This is a genomic window from Alteromonas sp. ABD4_190, assembly GCF_056160105.1.
Genome location: NZ_JBSWWN010000001.1, coordinates 1,246,273 through 1,263,899, shown reverse-complemented (window position 1 = coordinate 1,263,899; position 17,627 = coordinate 1,246,273). Strand labels below are relative to the sequence as shown.

The 17,627-nt window shown below is 45.1% G+C and carries 11 protein-coding genes and 1 other RNA gene; 8 read left to right on the top strand and 4 right to left on the bottom strand.

The window, feature by feature from the left end; translation table 11 throughout:
• The first annotated feature begins 20 nt into the window (after window positions 1-20).
• The 4 genes from secD to ACXAFM_RS05515 all read left to right on the top strand — a co-directional run bounded on the left by secD (window position 21) and on the right by ACXAFM_RS05515 (window position 5,898).
• Window positions 21-2,576, top strand: a complete 2,556-nt coding sequence (secD, locus tag ACXAFM_RS05530; protein WP_474833784.1) for a protein translocase subunit SecD — start codon at window positions 21-23, stop codon at window positions 2,574-2,576.
• Window positions 2,577-2,736: 160 nt separating this feature from the next.
• Window positions 2,737-4,200, top strand: a complete 1,464-nt coding sequence (locus ACXAFM_RS05525; RefSeq protein ID WP_474833782.1) for a potassium/proton antiporter — start codon at window positions 2,737-2,739, stop codon at window positions 4,198-4,200.
• Between the two features lie 37 nt (window positions 4,201-4,237).
• An RNA gene (rnpB, locus tag ACXAFM_RS05520) (RNase P RNA component class A) lies at window positions 4,238-4,588 on the top strand.
• 371 nt (window positions 4,589-4,959) lie between these two features.
• On the top strand, window positions 4,960-5,898 hold the full coding sequence (locus ACXAFM_RS05515) for a DMT family transporter (protein WP_474833781.1): 939 nt from the start codon (window positions 4,960-4,962) through the stop codon (window positions 5,896-5,898).
• Window positions 5,899-5,906: 8 nt separating this feature from the next.
• On the opposite strand, the gene ACXAFM_RS05510 is transcribed toward ACXAFM_RS05515, so the two are convergent.
• On the bottom strand, window positions 5,907-8,777 hold the full coding sequence (locus tag ACXAFM_RS05510; RefSeq protein ID WP_474833779.1) for a hybrid sensor histidine kinase/response regulator: 2,871 nt from the start codon (window positions 8,775-8,777) through the stop codon (window positions 5,907-5,909).
• Window positions 8,777-9,955 carry an ABC transporter substrate-binding protein gene (locus ACXAFM_RS05505; RefSeq protein WP_474833777.1) on the bottom strand — a complete coding sequence of 393 codons (1,179 nt, stop codon included), beginning with the start codon at window positions 9,953-9,955 and terminating at the stop codon, window positions 8,777-8,779. Before ACXAFM_RS05505 ends, ACXAFM_RS05510 begins: the two co-directional genes overlap by 1 nt.
• Before the next feature lie 319 nt (window positions 9,956-10,274).
• On the opposite strand from ACXAFM_RS05505, the gene ACXAFM_RS05500 reads away from it, so the two are divergent.
• Entirely contained in the window at window positions 10,275-10,778 is a 504-nt protein-coding gene (locus ACXAFM_RS05500) for a 3'-5' exonuclease (RefSeq protein ID WP_474808547.1), read from the top strand.
• Window positions 10,779-10,854: 76 nt separating this feature from the next.
• Here ACXAFM_RS05500 and ACXAFM_RS05495 read toward each other — a convergent pair whose 3' ends face one another.
• Window positions 10,855-11,325: a hypothetical protein gene (locus ACXAFM_RS05495; RefSeq protein ID WP_474827646.1), complete on the bottom strand. Its 471-nt coding sequence runs from the start codon at window positions 11,323-11,325 to the stop codon at window positions 10,855-10,857.
• A gap of 243 nt (window positions 11,326-11,568) precedes the next feature.
• Entirely contained in the window at window positions 11,569-12,714 is a 1,146-nt protein-coding gene (metK, locus tag ACXAFM_RS05490) for a methionine adenosyltransferase (RefSeq protein ID WP_474833775.1), read from the bottom strand.
• A gap of 405 nt (window positions 12,715-13,119) precedes the next feature.
• Here metK and tkt point away from each other — a divergent pair, with 405 nt between their 5' ends.
• The 3 genes from tkt (at window position 13,120) to ACXAFM_RS05475 (ending at window position 17,425) form a co-directional block, all read left to right on the top strand.
• Window positions 13,120-15,111, top strand: coding sequence for a transketolase (tkt, locus tag ACXAFM_RS05485; protein WP_474833773.1), 1,992 nt, complete (start codon window positions 13,120-13,122; stop codon window positions 15,109-15,111).
• An 18-nt stretch (window positions 15,112-15,129) separates the two neighbouring features.
• On the top strand, window positions 15,130-16,140 hold the full coding sequence (gene epd, locus ACXAFM_RS05480) for an erythrose-4-phosphate dehydrogenase (protein ID WP_474833772.1): 1,011 nt from the start codon (window positions 15,130-15,132) through the stop codon (window positions 16,138-16,140).
• A 109-nt stretch (window positions 16,141-16,249) separates the two neighbouring features.
• A complete protein-coding gene (locus ACXAFM_RS05475; RefSeq protein ID WP_474833770.1) occupies window positions 16,250-17,425 on the top strand; it encodes a phosphoglycerate kinase in 1,176 nt (391 codons plus the stop codon).
• The last annotated feature ends 202 nt before the right edge of the window (window positions 17,426-17,627 follow it).

The following is a 17,627-nucleotide window of genomic DNA, read 5'->3' as shown; positions in this document are numbered from 1 at the left end:
TTATTATTCAGGATTCTAAAATGGCACGATTTTCATTTCGTGGCTTTATGTATGTGCTCATCGTTATGCTCGGTTTACTGAGCGCAGCGCCCAACATATTGCCACAATCAATTAAACAGCAGTTACCTACGTGGTATACCACTTCCACACTATCTTTAGGCTTAGATTTGCAAGGTGGTTCGCACCTGTTATTAGCCGCAGACACTAACGCCTTGTTCGAAAAACAGCTCAACAGCTTTTCGAGCGACTTGTTTAGCGAATTGCGCAGTCTAAACGTGCGCTATACAAAAACATCTCATTCACTCACTCATAAAGATAGTGATTCTGAAAGTGTTGTTTTTACTTTGCGCAATACAGATGATGCGAGAAAGGTAAAAGACGCCGCATACCAAATTTCTGCTCAACCAAATGGTTCAAGCGCACTTGATGTTACGATAAAGCAAAGCACCGTTACTCTTACGCTTAACGAGCTATACACCGAAAAACTAATTAAAGACACCTTAAGTCGAAGTGTTGAAGTAGTGCGAAAGCGTTTGAACGAAACAGGGCTTACTGAGCCTAGCGTTACGCTACAAGGTAAAGACGCCATTTTAGTTCAGATGCCGGGTATGTCTGACCCCACGCAAGTTAAAAAATTATTGGGCACTACCGCACAAATGACCTTTCATTGGGCTGCAAACAGTCGCTCAGAACAAGTAATGAGCAAACAAGATGCGGCGGGTAATTCCTATCGCTTAGAGCAAAAGGTGGCGCTAGAAGGTGAACATATCACTGACGCGGCCGGTGTTTTAAGTAGCGAAACCGGTCAGCCTGTAGTGACCTTTCGTTTAGACAGTGCCGGTGCAAAGCAGTTTGCCACTATGACCCGTGACAACATTGGCCGGGTGCTTGCTATTGTTCTTGACGATAAAGTGGTGACCGCCCCGGTTATTAACAGCGTGATCCCAGGCGGCCGAGGAGAAATTACCGGTAATTTTACGTTGCCCGAAGCAGGTAATACCGCATTAATGCTTCGCACTGGCGCGTTACCTGTGCCCCTTAATATTATAGAAGAACGTACGGTTGGGCCTGATTTAGGTAGCGACGCAATTCAAACCGGTGTAGAAAGCGGCATAGCAGGTGCGTTGTTAGTATTAGCATTTATGGTGGCGATTTACGGCAGATGGGGGGCTATTGCGAGCTTTGCTTTGTGTATCAACATGGCGTTGGTATTCGGCGCGTTAACCTTATTTGGCGCAACACTGACTCTACCGGGCATTGCAGGCTTGATTCTGACGATGGGCATGGCGGTAGATGCGAATATTTTGATCAATGAGCGTATTCGTGAGGAAAGTAAAAAAGGCCGCCCATCAGCCAGTGCAATAGAAGTAGGCTTTGAAAAAGCATTTGCAACAATAGTAGATTCAAACTTCACTACGCTTATAGCGGTAAGCTTGTTGTTTATGTTCGGTAGTGGGCCTATCAAAGGGTTTGCTATCACCATTGCCCTTGGTCTTGTATCTTCAGTATTTACTGCGGTTGCCTTAACTAAAATGTTGATGCTAAAAGCGGTTAATTTGAAAAAAAGAAACACGAGAGATCGCACGCCCATGCGCTTCTCGTCGCCGCTACTGCGGTTGAGTGATAAGCTAAGCGGTATTAATTTTCTGGCTAAACGTAAGATTGCATTAGCTATTTCGGTAGTGCTAACAGTGCTTTCAATTGGTTTATTTGCCAAACCGGGTCTACATTATGGTGTCGATTTTACTGGCGGCACTATGATTGAGTTGACCGCACCAAGCCTTTCTACCGATGAGCTGCGCAATGTCATTGAAAGTAATGGCTTTGATCAGATAGCAATTCAAGAATACGGCAGTGAGCATCACTATTTGTTGCGTGCTCCTGTTCTAGATAGCAGTGGCGAGCTTGAAAATAGTAATGCAAAGCAGACTGATGCCCTAAAACGTGCGATTTCACAGGCTGACGAGCAGGTAAGTTTTGATAAGATTGATATGGTTGGACCGAAAGTCAGCGGAGGCTTCGCAGAGCTATCAATTCTTGCGCTGCTTATCGCAGGTGGCGGCATGTTGGTGTACTTGTGGGCGCGTTTTGAAGCGCATTTCGCGACGGCAGCACTGCTTACCGTGTTACTGGATTTAACCAAAACCATAGGCTTTTTCGCGTTAACCGGTATCGAGTTTAACTTAACCGCAGTAGCAGCGTTATTAGCGCTTATTGGTTATTCAATAAACGATAAAGTGGTGGTACTTGATCGCATCCGTGAACTATTGCGTTTAGACCCAACCAAACCTTTAGCAAGTACTATCAATGAAGCTGTGAACAGCACATTAAGTCGAACGGTATTTACGTCCGTTACTACGCTGCTGGCCCTGTTGCCAATGGCTTTATTTGGTGGTGACGCAGTAGAAAGTTTTGCAGTGCCTATGGTTTTTGCTGTCGTGATTGGCACGTCTTCAACCTTGTTTATCACCTCTACATTATTGTATTTGTTGGGTAGTAGAAGAGAGAAACAGGGGAAAGCACAGTTAAAGCCTACTGCAGAAGAGATTAAGGCATCGTTGTCGCATATTCCCTAAGCGGCACAAATTCCTTAACCCGTATGCCTTGGCGCGTTTTTGTCTCTCAATACTTTGACACAAAAACGCGATAAGTTGACAGTATTAACAGGAACCCTTGATGCATTCACGCATACCCGAATAATTTGGTGTGAGCATCAAGGGCAATAAGGAGCGTATAATGTTTGCAGTTGATCACATTATTTTACTCAGTGCAGTGCTTGCTATTTTGGGCGTGCTGGCCAGTAAATTATCTCCACGCTTTGGCGTACCTGTTTTAGTTTTGTTCCTTGGTGTAGGTATGCTGGCTGGTGAAGATGGGATTGGCCGAATTTTCTTTGATAATGCCGATGCCGCCCATGCTATAGGTACATTCGCGCTTATCCTTATTTTATTTGATGGCGGTCTTCAAACATCTAAAAAGTCTATAATTCAGGCGTGGAAGCCAGCGGCTTTGCTCGCCACCTTTGGCGTAGTGGGAACAGCAGTGCTTACCGGCGTGGCGGCAATGATTATCCTCGATTTACCGCTTTATAAGGGCTTATTGCTTGGTGCTATTGTAGGGTCGACAGACGCCGCTGCAGTGTTTTCTGTTCTGCGCAATGCTGGTATACGCATTCCCGCTAAAATAAAGTCCACACTGGAGCTGGAAAGTGCGTCGAACGATCCTATGGCCATATTCCTGACCATTGGCCTAATAACCCTTATTCAAGACAGCTCTACCAAGCCCGTAGACTTGCTCTCACTCTTTGCCAGCCAAATGGGAGTGGGCGCGATAGTGGGCCTTGCCATTGGCGGTATTGCAGTATGGCTTTTCAGACGTGTTACCTTAATGGCCATTGGCTTGTACCCCGTATTCGTGATGTTGTTTGGCGTATTGTCTTTTGGCCTTGCTGCGAATCTAAATGGCAGTGGTTTCCTCGCTACTTTCATAACGGGCGTAATAGTGGGTAATAGCCGCTTTGCCTATCAACGCAACACCTTTGTATTTCTCGACGGTTTGGCGTGGCTTGGGCAAATTGCCATGTTCGTTATCCTCGGCTTGCTCGTTACACCCACTGAGCTTTTCGTAAACTGGAAGGAAGGCTTACTCATTGCGTTTGTGCTTATTTTTATTGCCCGTCCGCTGGTGGTTATGCCTATTTTGTTGCTTTCGAAGTTCTCATTTAAAGCGTCGTTGCTTATCTCGTGGGTGGGGTTGCGTGGTTCGGTGCCAATTATTTTAGCTATTTTCCCGCTGATATTTGGTATGCCCTACGCTGAGCTAATTTTCAATGTGGTGTTCTTCATTGTGCTTATTTCAGCCCTGTTACAGGGTTCAACCTTGCCCTACGCGGCGCGCAAGTTAGGCTTAGTATTAGACGATGAGGTAAAGGAATCAAGCACGCTAGAAATTGTCAAAGTTGCCAAGAGCAAGCGCGAGCTTATAGAAATAGAGGTTTCGAAGTTATCGCCCGCACTACATAAAACCATTAGCGAATTAGCTCTTCCCGATAATACGGTAGTGGCGATGATTGCTCGTGGTGAAGAAACCCTTATACCCAAAGGAAGTACCAAAATAGAAATGGGAGATCAAATTTTCATTATCACCAAACTGCTCGATAAAAGCGCCGTTGAGCATTGCTTTTACAGCGAGCAGGAATAGGGTGCTATTGTAGGGGACTTCATGTAGAATGCGCCTCGGAGTTGGCCAGGCAATCGCCGCTTTCGTAAGAAAGGGGAGGAAAGTCCGGGCTCCAAAGGGCAGGGTGCCAGATAACGTCTGGGCGGCGTGAGCCGACGACAAGTGCAGCAGAGAGAAGACCGCCTAAGCATGTTTACATGCCGGTAAGGCTGAAAGGGTGCGGTAAGAGCGCACCGCACCTCTGGTAACAGAGTGTGGCAAGGTAAACTCCACCCGGAGCAAGACCAAATAGGATCCCTTAACGTGTGGCCCGCATGGGGATCGGGTAGGTTGCTTGAATCAGTGAGCGATTGCTGATCTAGAGGAATGGTTGCCCACGACAGAACCCGGCTTACGGCCAACTCCACTCTTTTCTTTGATAGCTTCTCAAAGCATGTTTATTGTGCCGCTTTTAGACGATACTTTTCCTAAAGTAAGCGAGGGCTATTTCTATATCTAGCGAGACAAATATTTCTACTTTAGTTGTTATTTGTAGTGTGCGTTCCCCGTGTTGCTTTTTTGTTAACTGTTTTCGCGGTCTGAAAGTGCGTCTAAAAGGTCAAAACAAGTGTCTATCAGGCTAATTACATCAGTAATAATTTAGGTATGATTTGTTTTAGGTAAGGTACATGTTTTGCTTTAGAAATTACGCAGTTGTCACAAGTGTTGGTGAAAAATGCTCAAAGTGTAAATCCTATCCAAGCCTAAGACCCAAAACCAAACTTATACAAGAGAACTGTAATGGAAAAATCAGTGAGCACAAATGAACCACTAAAAGGTATTCTAGCAATCGTTATAGCGAGCTCTCTGTGGGGGACAACAGGCACTGCCGCTCAGTTCGCCCCAGAAATCAGTCCGTTAGCAATCGGTGCCTTTGCAATGGGGATAGGCGGTGTACTGCTTTGTGTTAGTGCCCGAAAATCACTGGTAAAGGATGTACCTATTCTTTTTTCTACACCACTGACCTTTCTGTTTGGCAGTGCATGTGTTGCAATTTATCCGCTGGCCTTTTACAGCTCAATGCGTTTGTCAGGCGTTGCCATAGGCACCGTAGTTTCTATCGCCAGTGCGCCATTATTCGCTGCGCTTTTAGAGTATTTTTTGAGTAAAAAGCCCGTGTCTCTAAAATGGTTTATTAGTTTTGTGTTTGGTGCGTTTGGGATTGGTATGTTAGCCATGGGCAAAGAGCTGGATACATTTTCAGCATCTAAAGATGATCAGGTGTTCGGCGTTATCTTGGGTTTAATTGCAGGTTTAACTTATGCGGGATATTCCTGGGCGGCAAAGCAACACATTGACGCTGGCACAAACTCAAAGTCTGCTATGGCCGGGCTGTTCGGCTGTGCTGCGATTGTCTTACTGCCCTCACTTTGGTTTACCGGTCAGAACCTATTTGCTAACGCTATTCACACTAGTGTTTCACTTTATATGGCCATAGTGCCGATGTTTTTTGGATACTTGCTTTTTGGTTATGGTCTTCGTACTACTGAAGCCAGTAAAGCCACGCTTATCACGCTAATAGAACCACTGGTAGCCACCTTATTCGCTATCTTCCTAATTGGTGAAGTATTCAAACCGGTGGGGTGGGTTGGCATGACGCTGGTAAGTCTCTGTCTTTTTATCCAATCGGTAAGGTTTCCTCTAGCTTTAAAGCGCTTTGGCCGAAAAGCGACGGCATAGCTTTGTCTTTATACCAATTCACTATTCCTCTCGACACTGGCCCAGTGATCTACCTTGTCGATGAGGTCTTCAGCATCGAAGGGCTTACTTAAATAATCGTCCATTCCCGCTTCAACACAGCGCTCTTTATCACCTTTCATTGCATTTGCGGTCAGGGCGATAATTGGAACGTTGAGGTAACGCTCTCCAGCTTCACCGTTTCTAATGCGCTTAGTTGCTTCAAAACCATCCATTTCTGGCATCTGACAATCCATCAAGATGACATCAAAGGTCACCTTCATTTTATTCAGAGCCTCTAGTGCTTCTAAGCCAGATTTGGCGCTAAGGGTAGTATGGTTGCTCAGATGCTGTTTCACGATTATTTGATTGATATCGTTGTCTTCAACAATGAGCACTTTACGCTTTTTACCTTTTTTTTGTTTTAACGAAGAGGCGTGATGTACAGGGACTAGCAAAGTCTCATCTGCTGGCTCAAGAGAAATAGTGAAAGAGAACGTACTCCCGTGTCCTTTTACACTTTCAAGTTTTATGTTGCCACCCATAAGTTCACAAAGCTGCTTACTAATTGATAAACCTAGACCTGTTCCGCCAAACTTGCGGGTCGTTGATAGATCTTCTTGCGTGAAGACATCAAAAATAGTGCTTTGCTTATCTTGCGCAATACCTATTCCCGTGTCTTTTACGCTACATAAAAGTGTAAGGCTGTCGTCTGCGTTTTGTTTAATGCTAGTGGTTACTTCAATGTATCCAGCGTCAGTAAACTTGACGGCGTTACCTAACAGGTTCGACAGAATTTGCCTGAAGCGTACATCATCACCTTGCACAACGTGGAAGCCCTGTAGATCAAAGTGGAAGTGTAGATCGAGGCCTTTTTCTTGGCACATAATGGCGTACTGACTCTGAAGGTTCTCAAGTGACTCTAAAATATCGAAAGGGTTATCTTCGATTTGTAGCTGACCGGCTTCAATTTTAGAAAAGTCCAAAATGTCATTTACGATGTGTAAAAGGCCTTGAATGCTGAACTTCGCCAAAGAAAGATAATGCTTCTGTTCTTCGGTAAGTTCAGAGTTTGCCATTAGCTGCAAAACACCAGATATACCGTGGATAGGCGTGCGTATTTCGTGGCTCATACTCGCTAAGAAGCTAGACTTCAGTCGAGCAGACTCTTCGGCTTTCTCTCTCGCTTCCTGAAGATATTGCTCCGTTTGGCGTTGCTGCGTAACATCTTGCTGAAAACCGATGTAATGCGTCACTTCGCCATTGGTTTTAACTGGTGTTAAATTTAATCGGTTATAAAAGGCGCTGCCGTCTTTTCTGTAGTTAAGTAGTGTAGTTTCAATAGGCTCACGTGTCGCAATGGCTTTGCGAATTTGATCTACGGTTTGTAAACTGGTTTCATCACCCTGCATGGAGCGACAGTTTTGCCCAATTATTTCACTTCGTTTATAACCAGTTAATTCTTCAAATGCACTATTTACATAAATAATTGGCTGTCCGGCCCGTTTGACATCAGAAATAATAATCGAAACAGTTGCTTCATCCATCGCATGGGTCAGTATGTTTACATGGCTTTCTAATGCGCGCTGCTCGGTAACGTCACTACCTACATATATGTCGCCACGAATATTACCCTTTACGTCAGCGAGCGAAGCTTTTGTCCAGCGAATATAACGCTCTTTGCCCGAATCTACTGAAAAGTGCGTCAACTCATCGCATGGCTGTGTCGCTAGTTTCCGAACTATAAGTTTTAAAATCGAACTCTTTTCACCGTATTGATCATCGCAAAAAGCATCGAAGCGCGTATTTGAAATGAGTATTTCTTGATTCTGGTCGACTACAACCAGCATGTCGCCCATCGACTCTAATACATTGGAAAACTGCTCGTTAGACAGTGAAACCTCGGTTAGATCCCAAATAAGCTTATCGAAGGCGGCTCGAATGTCGGCTAACTCTTTTGCCTCCGCTTGCAATTCATCGTTTAAAGAGGTTGTGTTGTCACTGGTAAGACGGTTTTTAATATCGTCATAAAGCGTTGAGAGGGTTCGCTCAGCTAACGTTCCGGTCATGCTCACCATATGCAATATAATGAAAATGAATCCTGTGATCATTGCTAATAAGACGATGCCCGTCCAAGCAACTTCTCTGTAAGCCTTGATAGTTGGCTTAACGCTATACAATTGAAGATTCTTCCAGCTAGTTTGCTTAATAGAATAGCCGCTTTGGTTGAACGCTAAAAAGCTTGAATTTAGTGCGATTAAAGAGGGGTCGCTACTAAATAGTACGTTTCCGCTTAAATCTGTAACTAATTGGTTAGTGAGTCGAGGATAGGGCTCAAGAAGTGATTGAAGGCTGTCAACATACATAACAAGGGCACCTTCAGAGACACCATTGAGTAAAACGGGAACGCTAAATACTACTCCGTATTTAGATACAGAAGAAAATGTGTTTGATGAGCCAAGTGTGTGCTGACGCCAAGCATTGCTTAACGACTCAGGTAGGGCTGCACTCCAGTTTTTTTCGATAACTTTTTTACCCGTAAAGTCAAACAGTGCAAATTCGACGGTTTTTGCTTGAGTGAGGTTTAAAGAGCGAAAGAACATAGGCAAGTAATTATCTCGCTGTTCTAAATCAACCAGCGAATTAATAATAATGTCATTTGCCGCTAGATCAGCAAGCTGACGAGTTGTATCGCTTACAATGAAACTAATATCTTGCTCGAGCCCTTCTACCGACTGCTGCTGAAGGGCATTACTTTGCTTAACAATGAAATGAAAGGAAAGGGCAACTAGCGTAATAGACAGCACTGCTATTAATAGCGCTAGCCTTGGGATCATGCTTGAAAGCAATAAAGAACGCAGCCTTATAGGTTCATGCTGCATTATTTCTTGCCCGTTGTTACCAAATGGCCTTTATCATTAATCTTCGTCATAAAATAATCCTTTGACCAAAGTGCATCATGCCTTTCTTGAGTGAATGGAGCTTCATAGTATTTTACAGCACCCTGGATGTCTTTAAGCGATTCTAGAGCATTGCGCAACTCGTTAATTTGTATGCTACCAGCTTTATCGGCAGCGATTGCAACTAAATGAATTAAATCATACGCATGGGCCAGACCTGTGACACCCTCAATAGCTGCTGCATCGATTAAACCATACTTGTCATAATAGGCTTCTAACAGTTGTTTAGCCTTGTTATTTTTTTGATGGTGGAAGTGAAACGTTTGAAGAACTGAAATGTTGTGGTGGCTGATTGGGTTAACTAGTTTAGATGCTAACTGTCCAGATGCTACGCCCCAGTGAGCAATTACCGGAAGCGAGCTTACCCCCTGCTCAGCCATAGCATTCAAGACGACCGCGCCTTCGGGTACGTTAGTAACTAATACGACACCGTCTGTTTTCGCATTTTTTATCGCTGCAATATCTTCAGAGAAATTCTTCTGCTGCCAGTTAATCCAATGAGTGGCACTAATGTTTACGCCTTGTTCCGCTGCCGCTTTCGTTAATGATTCAAGGTTAGAGCGTCCCCAACCTGTGCGCTCCAAAACCAAAGCGACATTTGACAATCCGTTGGATTTTGCAAAGTTAATCAGTAAAGGAGCGGCTTCTGCGTCACGTACTGAGACCCGAAAAACGTTATTGGGGGAATGCTTATTATCGATGATGGAGGTACCAGCGGCCCATGGTACCAGCATGAGAATATTTTTATTATGTATAATATCGATCTCAGCAAGCACAACTGGGGTGTGTACTCCACCGACGACGGCTAGCAAGTTTGGCATTTTCGCAAACTGCTCAATGTTGTGAATGCCGCGAGCTGGGTTCCCTCGATGATCTTTCGCAATTACTTTAAGTTTACGGCCAAGTATCCCCCCATTTGCGTTAATCTCTTCAACGGCTAGCTCTACACCTCGGGTAATAGCCACACCTCCCTCTACAGCAACTGCTGAAAGGTCTGCATCTATACCTATTATCAGAGGCTCTTGAGTGCTGTCAGCGCGGCATGAATTGATAAAAAACATAAAGCAGAAAACCGCTGTTAGAAGAAGTTGTACACGCATGGGTTAGTTACCTAGTTGATTACCCTTCAAAGTGTATAGCAATGTGCTGAACGTTTTCCTATTTACGCACTATTCTTTAGTATAATTTAGTACGTTTTGTGAGCAGTTTCTTGCGAGGCAACGTTTGTTGTTTTACTGCAAAAAGACCAATGTGGCACGATTCTATCATTGAACAAACAGTGTAAAGCTAAATGGTTGTTTAGTGAGCAGCTATGCAAGGGCCCAGCGCGCAATTAGAATGTTAAAAACATCTGTGCCTGTGTTGAAGGTATTCTCTTTTACTATTAAAAATTAAGGAGAACAGTAGTTTGGAGTATAAGTGCGAAATACAACATTGCCTACAATTATAGATGTAGAAGCAAGTGGATTTGGGGCGGCAAGTTACCCCATAGAAATAGGCATTGTGCGCTATGATGGTGCAAAATGGTGCAAACTACTGAGGCCATTTGACTCTTGGGTACACTGGGATACAAAAGCAGAATCGCTTCATGGCATCTCTCAACAAATGTTACAAGCACGAGGCGAGGAGCCTCATAAGGTGTGCGTTGAGCTTAATAATTTTCTGGGAAATACGGTTGTATACAGTGACGGATGGGTGGTAGATAACCCTTGGTTGATAAAGCTGTTCTCGGCTGCGCAAATTGAAATGTCGTTCACCTGCCGCGCCCTTGAATATATATTGAGTGAGTCTCAAATGGATAACTGGCACGACGTAAAAAATAGTCTTTCCGCTGAACTAGACGTAAAGCGTCACCGAGCGAGTTCTGATGCAATGATAATTCAGCAAACCTATGCTAAAACAATGGCGCTAACTCAGAAGTGATTCTGTGTTGCCTTTACAATTAGGGAGGCACAGTTTTGACGTCGCGGCGTTCGATAAGCTAAAGGTAGTGATATTCCTAGAACAGGTAATTAACACCTAAAGAAAGCGCCATATTCTCTTCTTCGCCAATTTGTCTATGCTCTAGCTCTACGGCCATGTTTAACCCTTCGCTTTGGCCAAGTAGCCAGCCTAATCGCGTAAAAGTACCTACATCGTGGGGTAAATAAAGCCACTCAGCATAATGTTGAAAAGCGGTATTGTTTGTTTTGTAGGTCGCATAAACCTTCTGCGGCACCCAAGTGTTAAAACGCCGGCTGGCGCTAAACATACCTTGTGAGCCCGCTGGATAGGTATAAGTGTTGTCGTAAAGGTAGGTTTCGGTCGTAGATTTAACGCGGTACATACTGTTTAGCTGCCACCGAGCTATCTTCTTGCTCTTGAACTGAATTGGGCTGTAGAGGGTATTATTTACTTCCGCGAACACGGGTGAGGCTGTTATTGAGACAGCCAGCGTGAACGCTGTAAGAGTACCAGAGACTACATTCATGGAAGAACCCAAGTTGTTGTTGTCATGGCTTGTAAACAACCAGAAACTACAAGCGATAGTGTGTTCGTTATTTAAGCATAGCTGCAAAAACAAAGGATGAAAATAGGCTTTACCTTTTTTAATTTAGGGGGCTAGCTTGTCTCACCTGAAAGACTCAACAAAAAACGCCGCTAGCTTGTATAGCTTCAATGTAAAGCGTAACAAGCTAGCGGCGTTTTCAAAAAGGGTTAAAGGCTTATCGAATTAAATCGATGCTTTTAATGCTTCTGCTTTATCTGTTGCTTCCCACGGGAATTCGTTACGACCAAAGTGACCGTATGCAGCTGTTGGGCGATAAATTGGGCGTTCAAGATTTAGCATTTGGATAAGGCCGTAAGGACGCAAGTCGAAGTGTTCGCGTACCAATGCAACCAGTGTCTTCTCATCTACCACGCCAGTTCCAAAGGTATCGATGCTGATAGACGTTGGCTCTGCCACACCGATGGCGTAAGACACTTGGATTTCACAGCGCTTAGCAAGACCTGCTGCCACAATGTTCTTAGCAACATAACGGCCCGCGTATGCTGCGCTGCGGTCAACCTTTGATGGATCTTTGCCTGAGAACGCGCCACCACCGTGACGAGCCATACCGCCGTATGTATCTACGATAATTTTTCGACCTGTTAAGCCACAGTCGCCCATTGGACCACCGATTACGAATCGACCCGTTGGATTGATGTGAAAACGCGTGTTGCCATCTATCCACTCGCTTGGAAGCACAGGCTTGATGATTTCTTCCATTACCGCTTCACGTACTGTTTCAGTGCTTACTGAATCACAGTGCTGGGTTGAAAGTACAACCGCGTCAATGCCTACAGGCTTGTCGTTTTCGTATTTAAAAGTGATTTGGCTTTTTGCATCTGGACGCAACCAGTCTAGTTTGCCAGATTTACGTACTTCCGCTTGTTTTTGAACAAGGCGGTGAGAGTACGTGATAGGCGCCGGCATTAATACATCAGTTTCGTCGCTCGCGTAACCAAACATCAGGCCTTGGTCACCTGCACCTTGCTCTTCTAAGCTTGCGCGGTCAACACCTTGATTGATGTCAGGAGACTGTTTACCAATTGCGTTTAATACCGCACATGAATCGGCGTCAAAGCCCATATCTGAGTGCGTGTAGCCAATTTCTTTAACAGTTTTTCGGGTAAGTTCTTCAATGTCTACCCATGCAGAAGTGGTGACCTCACCACCTACTAAAACCATACCGGTTTTTACATACGTTTCGCAGGCCACCCGAGCGCGAGGATCTTGTTCTAAAATAGCGTCAAGAACCGCATCTGAGATCTGATCAGCAATTTTGTCCGGATGTCCTTCAGACACTGACTCGGATGTGAATAAATGCGTGGCCATAAATGCTCCGTAAGCGTTAAATTATCAAAATAGTCGTATATTGTACTAAAACAAGTTATAAATACCAGTCTTTACTTCTAGACGTCTAAAAGTCTCTTTGTTACGAAATGTTGACATAACCCGATCAGTATTAAGGTTATTTGTATGAAATAAAAAGACTTAGGCAAAGGTAAGAGAGTTTTTATTACCGTGCTAATACGCATTGGCGAGCGTATAGACCATTTTTTACTATTACTTTCGCTATTGGCAATGAAAACTCATTGAACTGTTAGGTGGCATAGGTAAGAATAACGCCACATTCAATCGTATAAAGAAGTAGAGCAAACGCCTTATCTCTACGCTCGTCTAGCTTTGCTAGCCCGCTAAGATACGAAACAAAAGATACAAAATAAATCAGGAGACAACATGCCCTCTCGTCGTGAACTCGCCAATGCAATCCGTGCATTAAGTATGGACGCCGTTCAACAAGCTAAATCTGGTCACCCAGGTGCCCCAATGGGGATGGCTGATATCGCACAGGTACTATGGGGTGATTTCTTATCACACAACCCAGCAAACCCGTCTTGGGCTAACCGCGATCGCTTTGTGCTTTCAAATGGTCACGGCTCGATGCTGTTGTATTCTCTACTTCATCTTTCAGGTTATGAACTGCCTATTGAAGAGCTGAAGAACTTCCGCCAATTGCATTCAAAAACGCCAGGTCACCCAGAGTACGGTTATGCGCCAGGCGTTGAAACAACCACTGGCCCACTAGGCCAAGGTATAAGTAATGCTGTGGGTATGGCGCTTGCCGAAAAAGTGCTAGCGGCACAATTTAACCGTGACGGTCACAACATTGTTGATCATCACACCTACGCATTCTTAGGCGACGGCTGCCTAATGGAAGGTATCTCACACGAGACGTGTTCATTAGCTGGTACATTAGGCCTTGGTAAGCTTATCGCGTTTTGGGATGACAACGGCATTTCAATTGATGGTGAAGTGGAAGGTTGGTTCACTGACGATACGCCAGCACGCTTCAAGAGCTACGGTTGGGAAGTTATTGACGGTGTTGACGGTCACGATGCAGAGCAAGTAAAAGCCGCCATTGAAAAGGCACAAGCGAATACGGCGCAGCCTACGCTTATTTGTTGTAAAACCACCATTGGTTTCGGTTCGCCTAATAAAGAAGGTACCGAGTCTTGCCACGGTGCACCGTTAGGTGATGACGAAATTGTCGCTACACGTGAAAAGCTTGGCTGGAGCCATGGCGCGTTCGAAATTCCAGACGATATCTACGCGGGCTGGGATGGCAAAGAGAAAGGCTCAAAAGCGGAAAGCGCGTGGAACGACGCTTTCGCAGCATACGAAGCCGCCTACCCAGAGCTTGCAGCAGAATTCAAACGTCGTGTAAATGGCGAATTACCAGCAGATTTCAGCGATAAAGCAGATGCAATTATTGCTGAACTTCAAGCTAACCCACAAAACATTGCTTCACGTAAAGCATCGCAAAATGCATTAAACGCGTTTGGTCCGTTACTTCCTGAACTATTAGGCGGCTCTGCCGACCTAGCAGGTTCTAACCTTACCATTTGGGAAGGTAGCAAAGGCGTTGAAGCAAACGATGCATCAGGTAACTACATTTATTACGGTGTACGTGAGTTTGGTATGTCTGCCATGATGAATGGTATTGCCCTTCACGGCGGCTTTAAGGCATACGGTGCAACCTTCCTAATGTTTATGGAATATGCACGCAATGCGGTACGCATGGCGGCACTAATGAAGCAGCCGGCAATTTTCGTTTACACCCACGATTCAATTGGTTTAGGTGAAGACGGCCCAACACACCAACCGGTAGAGCAGGTGGTTGCGCTACGTGCAACGCCTAACCTTGATAACTGGCGTCCTTGTGATCAGGTTGAGTCTGCTGTGTCGTGGAAGTCTGCTATTGAGCGCACTGATGGCCCAACAACACTGATCTTCACGCGTCAAGGCTTAGCGCAGCAAGAAAGAACGGCTCAACAAGTGGCTGATATCGCGAAAGGCGGTTACGTACTTAAAGACTGTGAAGGTACGCCAGAGCTTATTCTTATTGGTACCGGTTCTGAAGTTCAGCTAGCGGTTGAAGCTGCAGCAAAACTGACCGAGCAGGGGAAGGCCGTTCGCGTAGTGTCTATGCCATCAACTGACGTATTCGACCGTCAGTCTGCAGATTACCGTGAAAGCGTACTACCTTCTAGCGTTGTTAAACGCGTAGCGGTTGAAGCGCTGTCTAAAGATAGCTGGTACAAGTACGTTGGCTTTAATGGCGCTATCGTGGGCATGGACACCTTTGGTGAGTCTGCGCCTGCTGGCGATTTGTTTAAGCACTTCAACATTACCACTGACGCTGTAGTAGAGGCTGCACTGTCTCTGTAAGAGGTAATAGATAAGCCTATGGTAAATATTGCCATTAATGGGTTTGGTCGTATTGGTCGCAACGTGTTACGTGCGCTTTATGAAAGCGGGCGCAACAATGAATTTAACGTAGTGGCCATTAACGACATTGCTAAACCCGAAGGCATTGCACATTTACTTAAATACGATACCGCCCACGGGCGGTTCCGTTTTGATGTGGCCTTAAAAAACAACACGCTTAATGTGGCAGGCGACGATATTACACTGCTCGCGATAAGCGATATTAAAGACCTACCGTGGAAAAACTTAGGTATTGATATTGTGCTTGAGTGTACGGGTAAGTTTGATGACAGAGCGTCGGGGCAAGCTCATTTAGATGCAGGCGCTGGCAAAGTGCTGTTCTCATCTCCCGGTTCACCAGATTTAGACAATACAGTCATTTTTGGAACCAACGAAGACACGTTGACCAGTGAACAAAAATTAGTCTCTAACGGCTCTTGTACCACAAACTGCATTGTTCCTGTTATCCAAGCACTAGACGCTGCGTTCGGTGTTGAAAGTGGTACGATCACAACCATTCACGCGTCTATGCACGACCAGCAGGTTATCGACGCCTATCACGAAGATTTGCGCAGAACCCGTGCTGCAAGTCAGTCAATTATTCCCGTTGATACCCGACTTGCTGCCGGTATAGAGCGTATTCTGCCTAAGTTTGCGGGTAAGTTCGAAGCCATTGCCGTGCGTGTACCCACTATCAATGTTACTGCCATGGATTTAAGCGTAACGCTTCAGTCTAAGGTAACTATTGAGCAAGTGAATCAAGCCCTTCGCAATGCAAAAGCGGGGCGTTTACAGGGTATTTTGGATTACACAGAAGAGCCGTTGGTGTCAGTAGATTTCAATCACGACCCACACTCGTGTATTGTGGATGGCACACAAACAAGAGTCAGTCACAAGCAGCTAGTAAAAACACTGGTGTGGTGTGACAACGAATGGGGTTTTGCAAACCGTATGCTCGACACAGCTAAAGTGATGTTCGACGCAAAATAACGCATTGATGCTGCCAAGGCTGGTAGCACAGCCCGCGCAGCTTTCACAGTTAATTTGAGCGTGCTTTTAACGCATGCTCTGCTGAATTTAAATTAACATAGGAAAGACGATGGCAATTCCAAGCATGAGCGATATGGCCCTACAAGGTCAGCGCGTACTAATTAGACAAGACTTAAATGTGCCGGTAAAAGACGGCAAAGTAACTTCTGATGCCCGTATAAAAGCATCAATCCCTACGATTAAAGCAGCCCTAGAAGCTGGTGCGGCAGTTATGGTGATGTCTCACCTTGGCCGTCCTACTGAAGGCGAGCCTGCGGATGAGTTTTCTCTTCAACCTGTTGTAGATTACCTTAACGATGCCCTAGACGTACCGGTTAAGCTTGTTAAAGACTACCTAGACGGTGTTGAGCTTAGCGAAGGCGAATTGGTTATCCTTGAAAACGTACGTTTTAATAACGGCGAAAAGAAGGACGACGAGACGTTAGCGAAACAGTACGCAGCACTTTGCGATATTTTCGTTATGGATGCCTTTGGCACCGCTCACCGTGCACAAGCGTCTACCCATGGCGTTGCTAAATTCGCGCCAAAAGCCTGTGCTGGCCCATTACTTGCTGCAGAATTAGACGCACTGGGCAAAGCCTTAGATAACCCTAAGCGCCCAATGGTTGCTATTGTGGGTGGCTCTAAAGTATCTACCAAGTTGACCGTGTTAAAAACATTGGCTGAAAAAGTTGACCAGCTGATTGTTGGCGGTGGTATCGCTAATACGTTTATCGCGGCACAGGGCCATAATGTGGGTAAGTCACTAGTAGAGATGGACCTTACCGAGCAAGCTACGCAGCTGATGAATGAAGCGCAGGCGAATGGCGGCAATATTCCAGTGCCAACAGATGTTGTAGTGGGTAAAGCGTTTGATGAGAACACCGAAGCAACGCTAAAAGTAGTCAGTGACGTTGCTGACGACGATATGATTTTTGATATCGGCCCAGACTCATCTAAGGCGTTAGAAGACATTATTAAAAACGCAGGAACTATCGTATGGAATGGTCCTGTAGGCGTATTTGAATTTGAACAGTTCAGTGCCGGTACGAAAGCGCTTTCAGAAGCGATTGCAGCGAGCGATGCATTCTCAATCGCAGGTGGTGGTGATACACTAGCAGCCGTTGATAAATACGGAATTGCCGATAAAGTTTCGTATATTTCAACAGGTGGTGGCGCGTTCCTTGAATTCTTGGAAGGTAAAACACTACCAGCGGTAGCAGTACTAGAAGAAAAAAATAAATAAGCCTAAGCGCTGCATATTAAAGCAGCGTTCTACAGCGCATAAGAGCTCAGAGAAGCTCATGAAAGCTAAGGCCTAGTGCAAAGTTGCCCCAACATGTGTCACGCTCAGTAACAGCATTTTTGAGCGTGACCATTTAATCGGAAACGATTACACCTGCGAAACAGTGAAGTGCGCAGGCATAAATACCAATCTTATTACAGAT

What these genes read in the sequence shown, in the direction of transcription:
- secD (WP_474833784.1), top strand. Translation starts at nt 21, where the DNA reads ATGGCACGATTTTCATTTCGTGGCTTTATGTATGTGCTCATCGTTATG.
- ACXAFM_RS05525 (WP_474833782.1), top strand. Translation starts at nt 2,737, where the DNA reads ATGTTTGCAGTTGATCACATTATTTTACTCAGTGCAGTGCTTGCTATT.
- ACXAFM_RS05515 (WP_474833781.1), top strand. Translation starts at nt 4,960, where the DNA reads ATGGAAAAATCAGTGAGCACAAATGAACCACTAAAAGGTATTCTAGCA.
- ACXAFM_RS05510 (WP_474833779.1), bottom strand. Translation starts at nt 8,777, where the DNA reads ATGCAGCATGAACCTATAAGGCTGCGTTCTTTATTGCTTTCAAGCATG.
- ACXAFM_RS05505 (WP_474833777.1), bottom strand. Translation starts at nt 9,955, where the DNA reads ATGCGTGTACAACTTCTTCTAACAGCGGTTTTCTGCTTTATGTTTTTT.
- ACXAFM_RS05495 (WP_474827646.1), bottom strand. Translation starts at nt 11,325, where the DNA reads ATGAATGTAGTCTCTGGTACTCTTACAGCGTTCACGCTGGCTGTCTCA.
- metK (WP_474833775.1), bottom strand. Translation starts at nt 12,714, where the DNA reads ATGGCCACGCATTTATTCACATCCGAGTCAGTGTCTGAAGGACATCCG.
- tkt (WP_474833773.1), top strand. Translation starts at nt 13,120, where the DNA reads ATGCCCTCTCGTCGTGAACTCGCCAATGCAATCCGTGCATTAAGTATG.
- epd (WP_474833772.1), top strand. Translation starts at nt 15,130, where the DNA reads ATGGTAAATATTGCCATTAATGGGTTTGGTCGTATTGGTCGCAACGTG.
- ACXAFM_RS05475 (WP_474833770.1), top strand. Translation starts at nt 16,250, where the DNA reads ATGGCAATTCCAAGCATGAGCGATATGGCCCTACAAGGTCAGCGCGTA.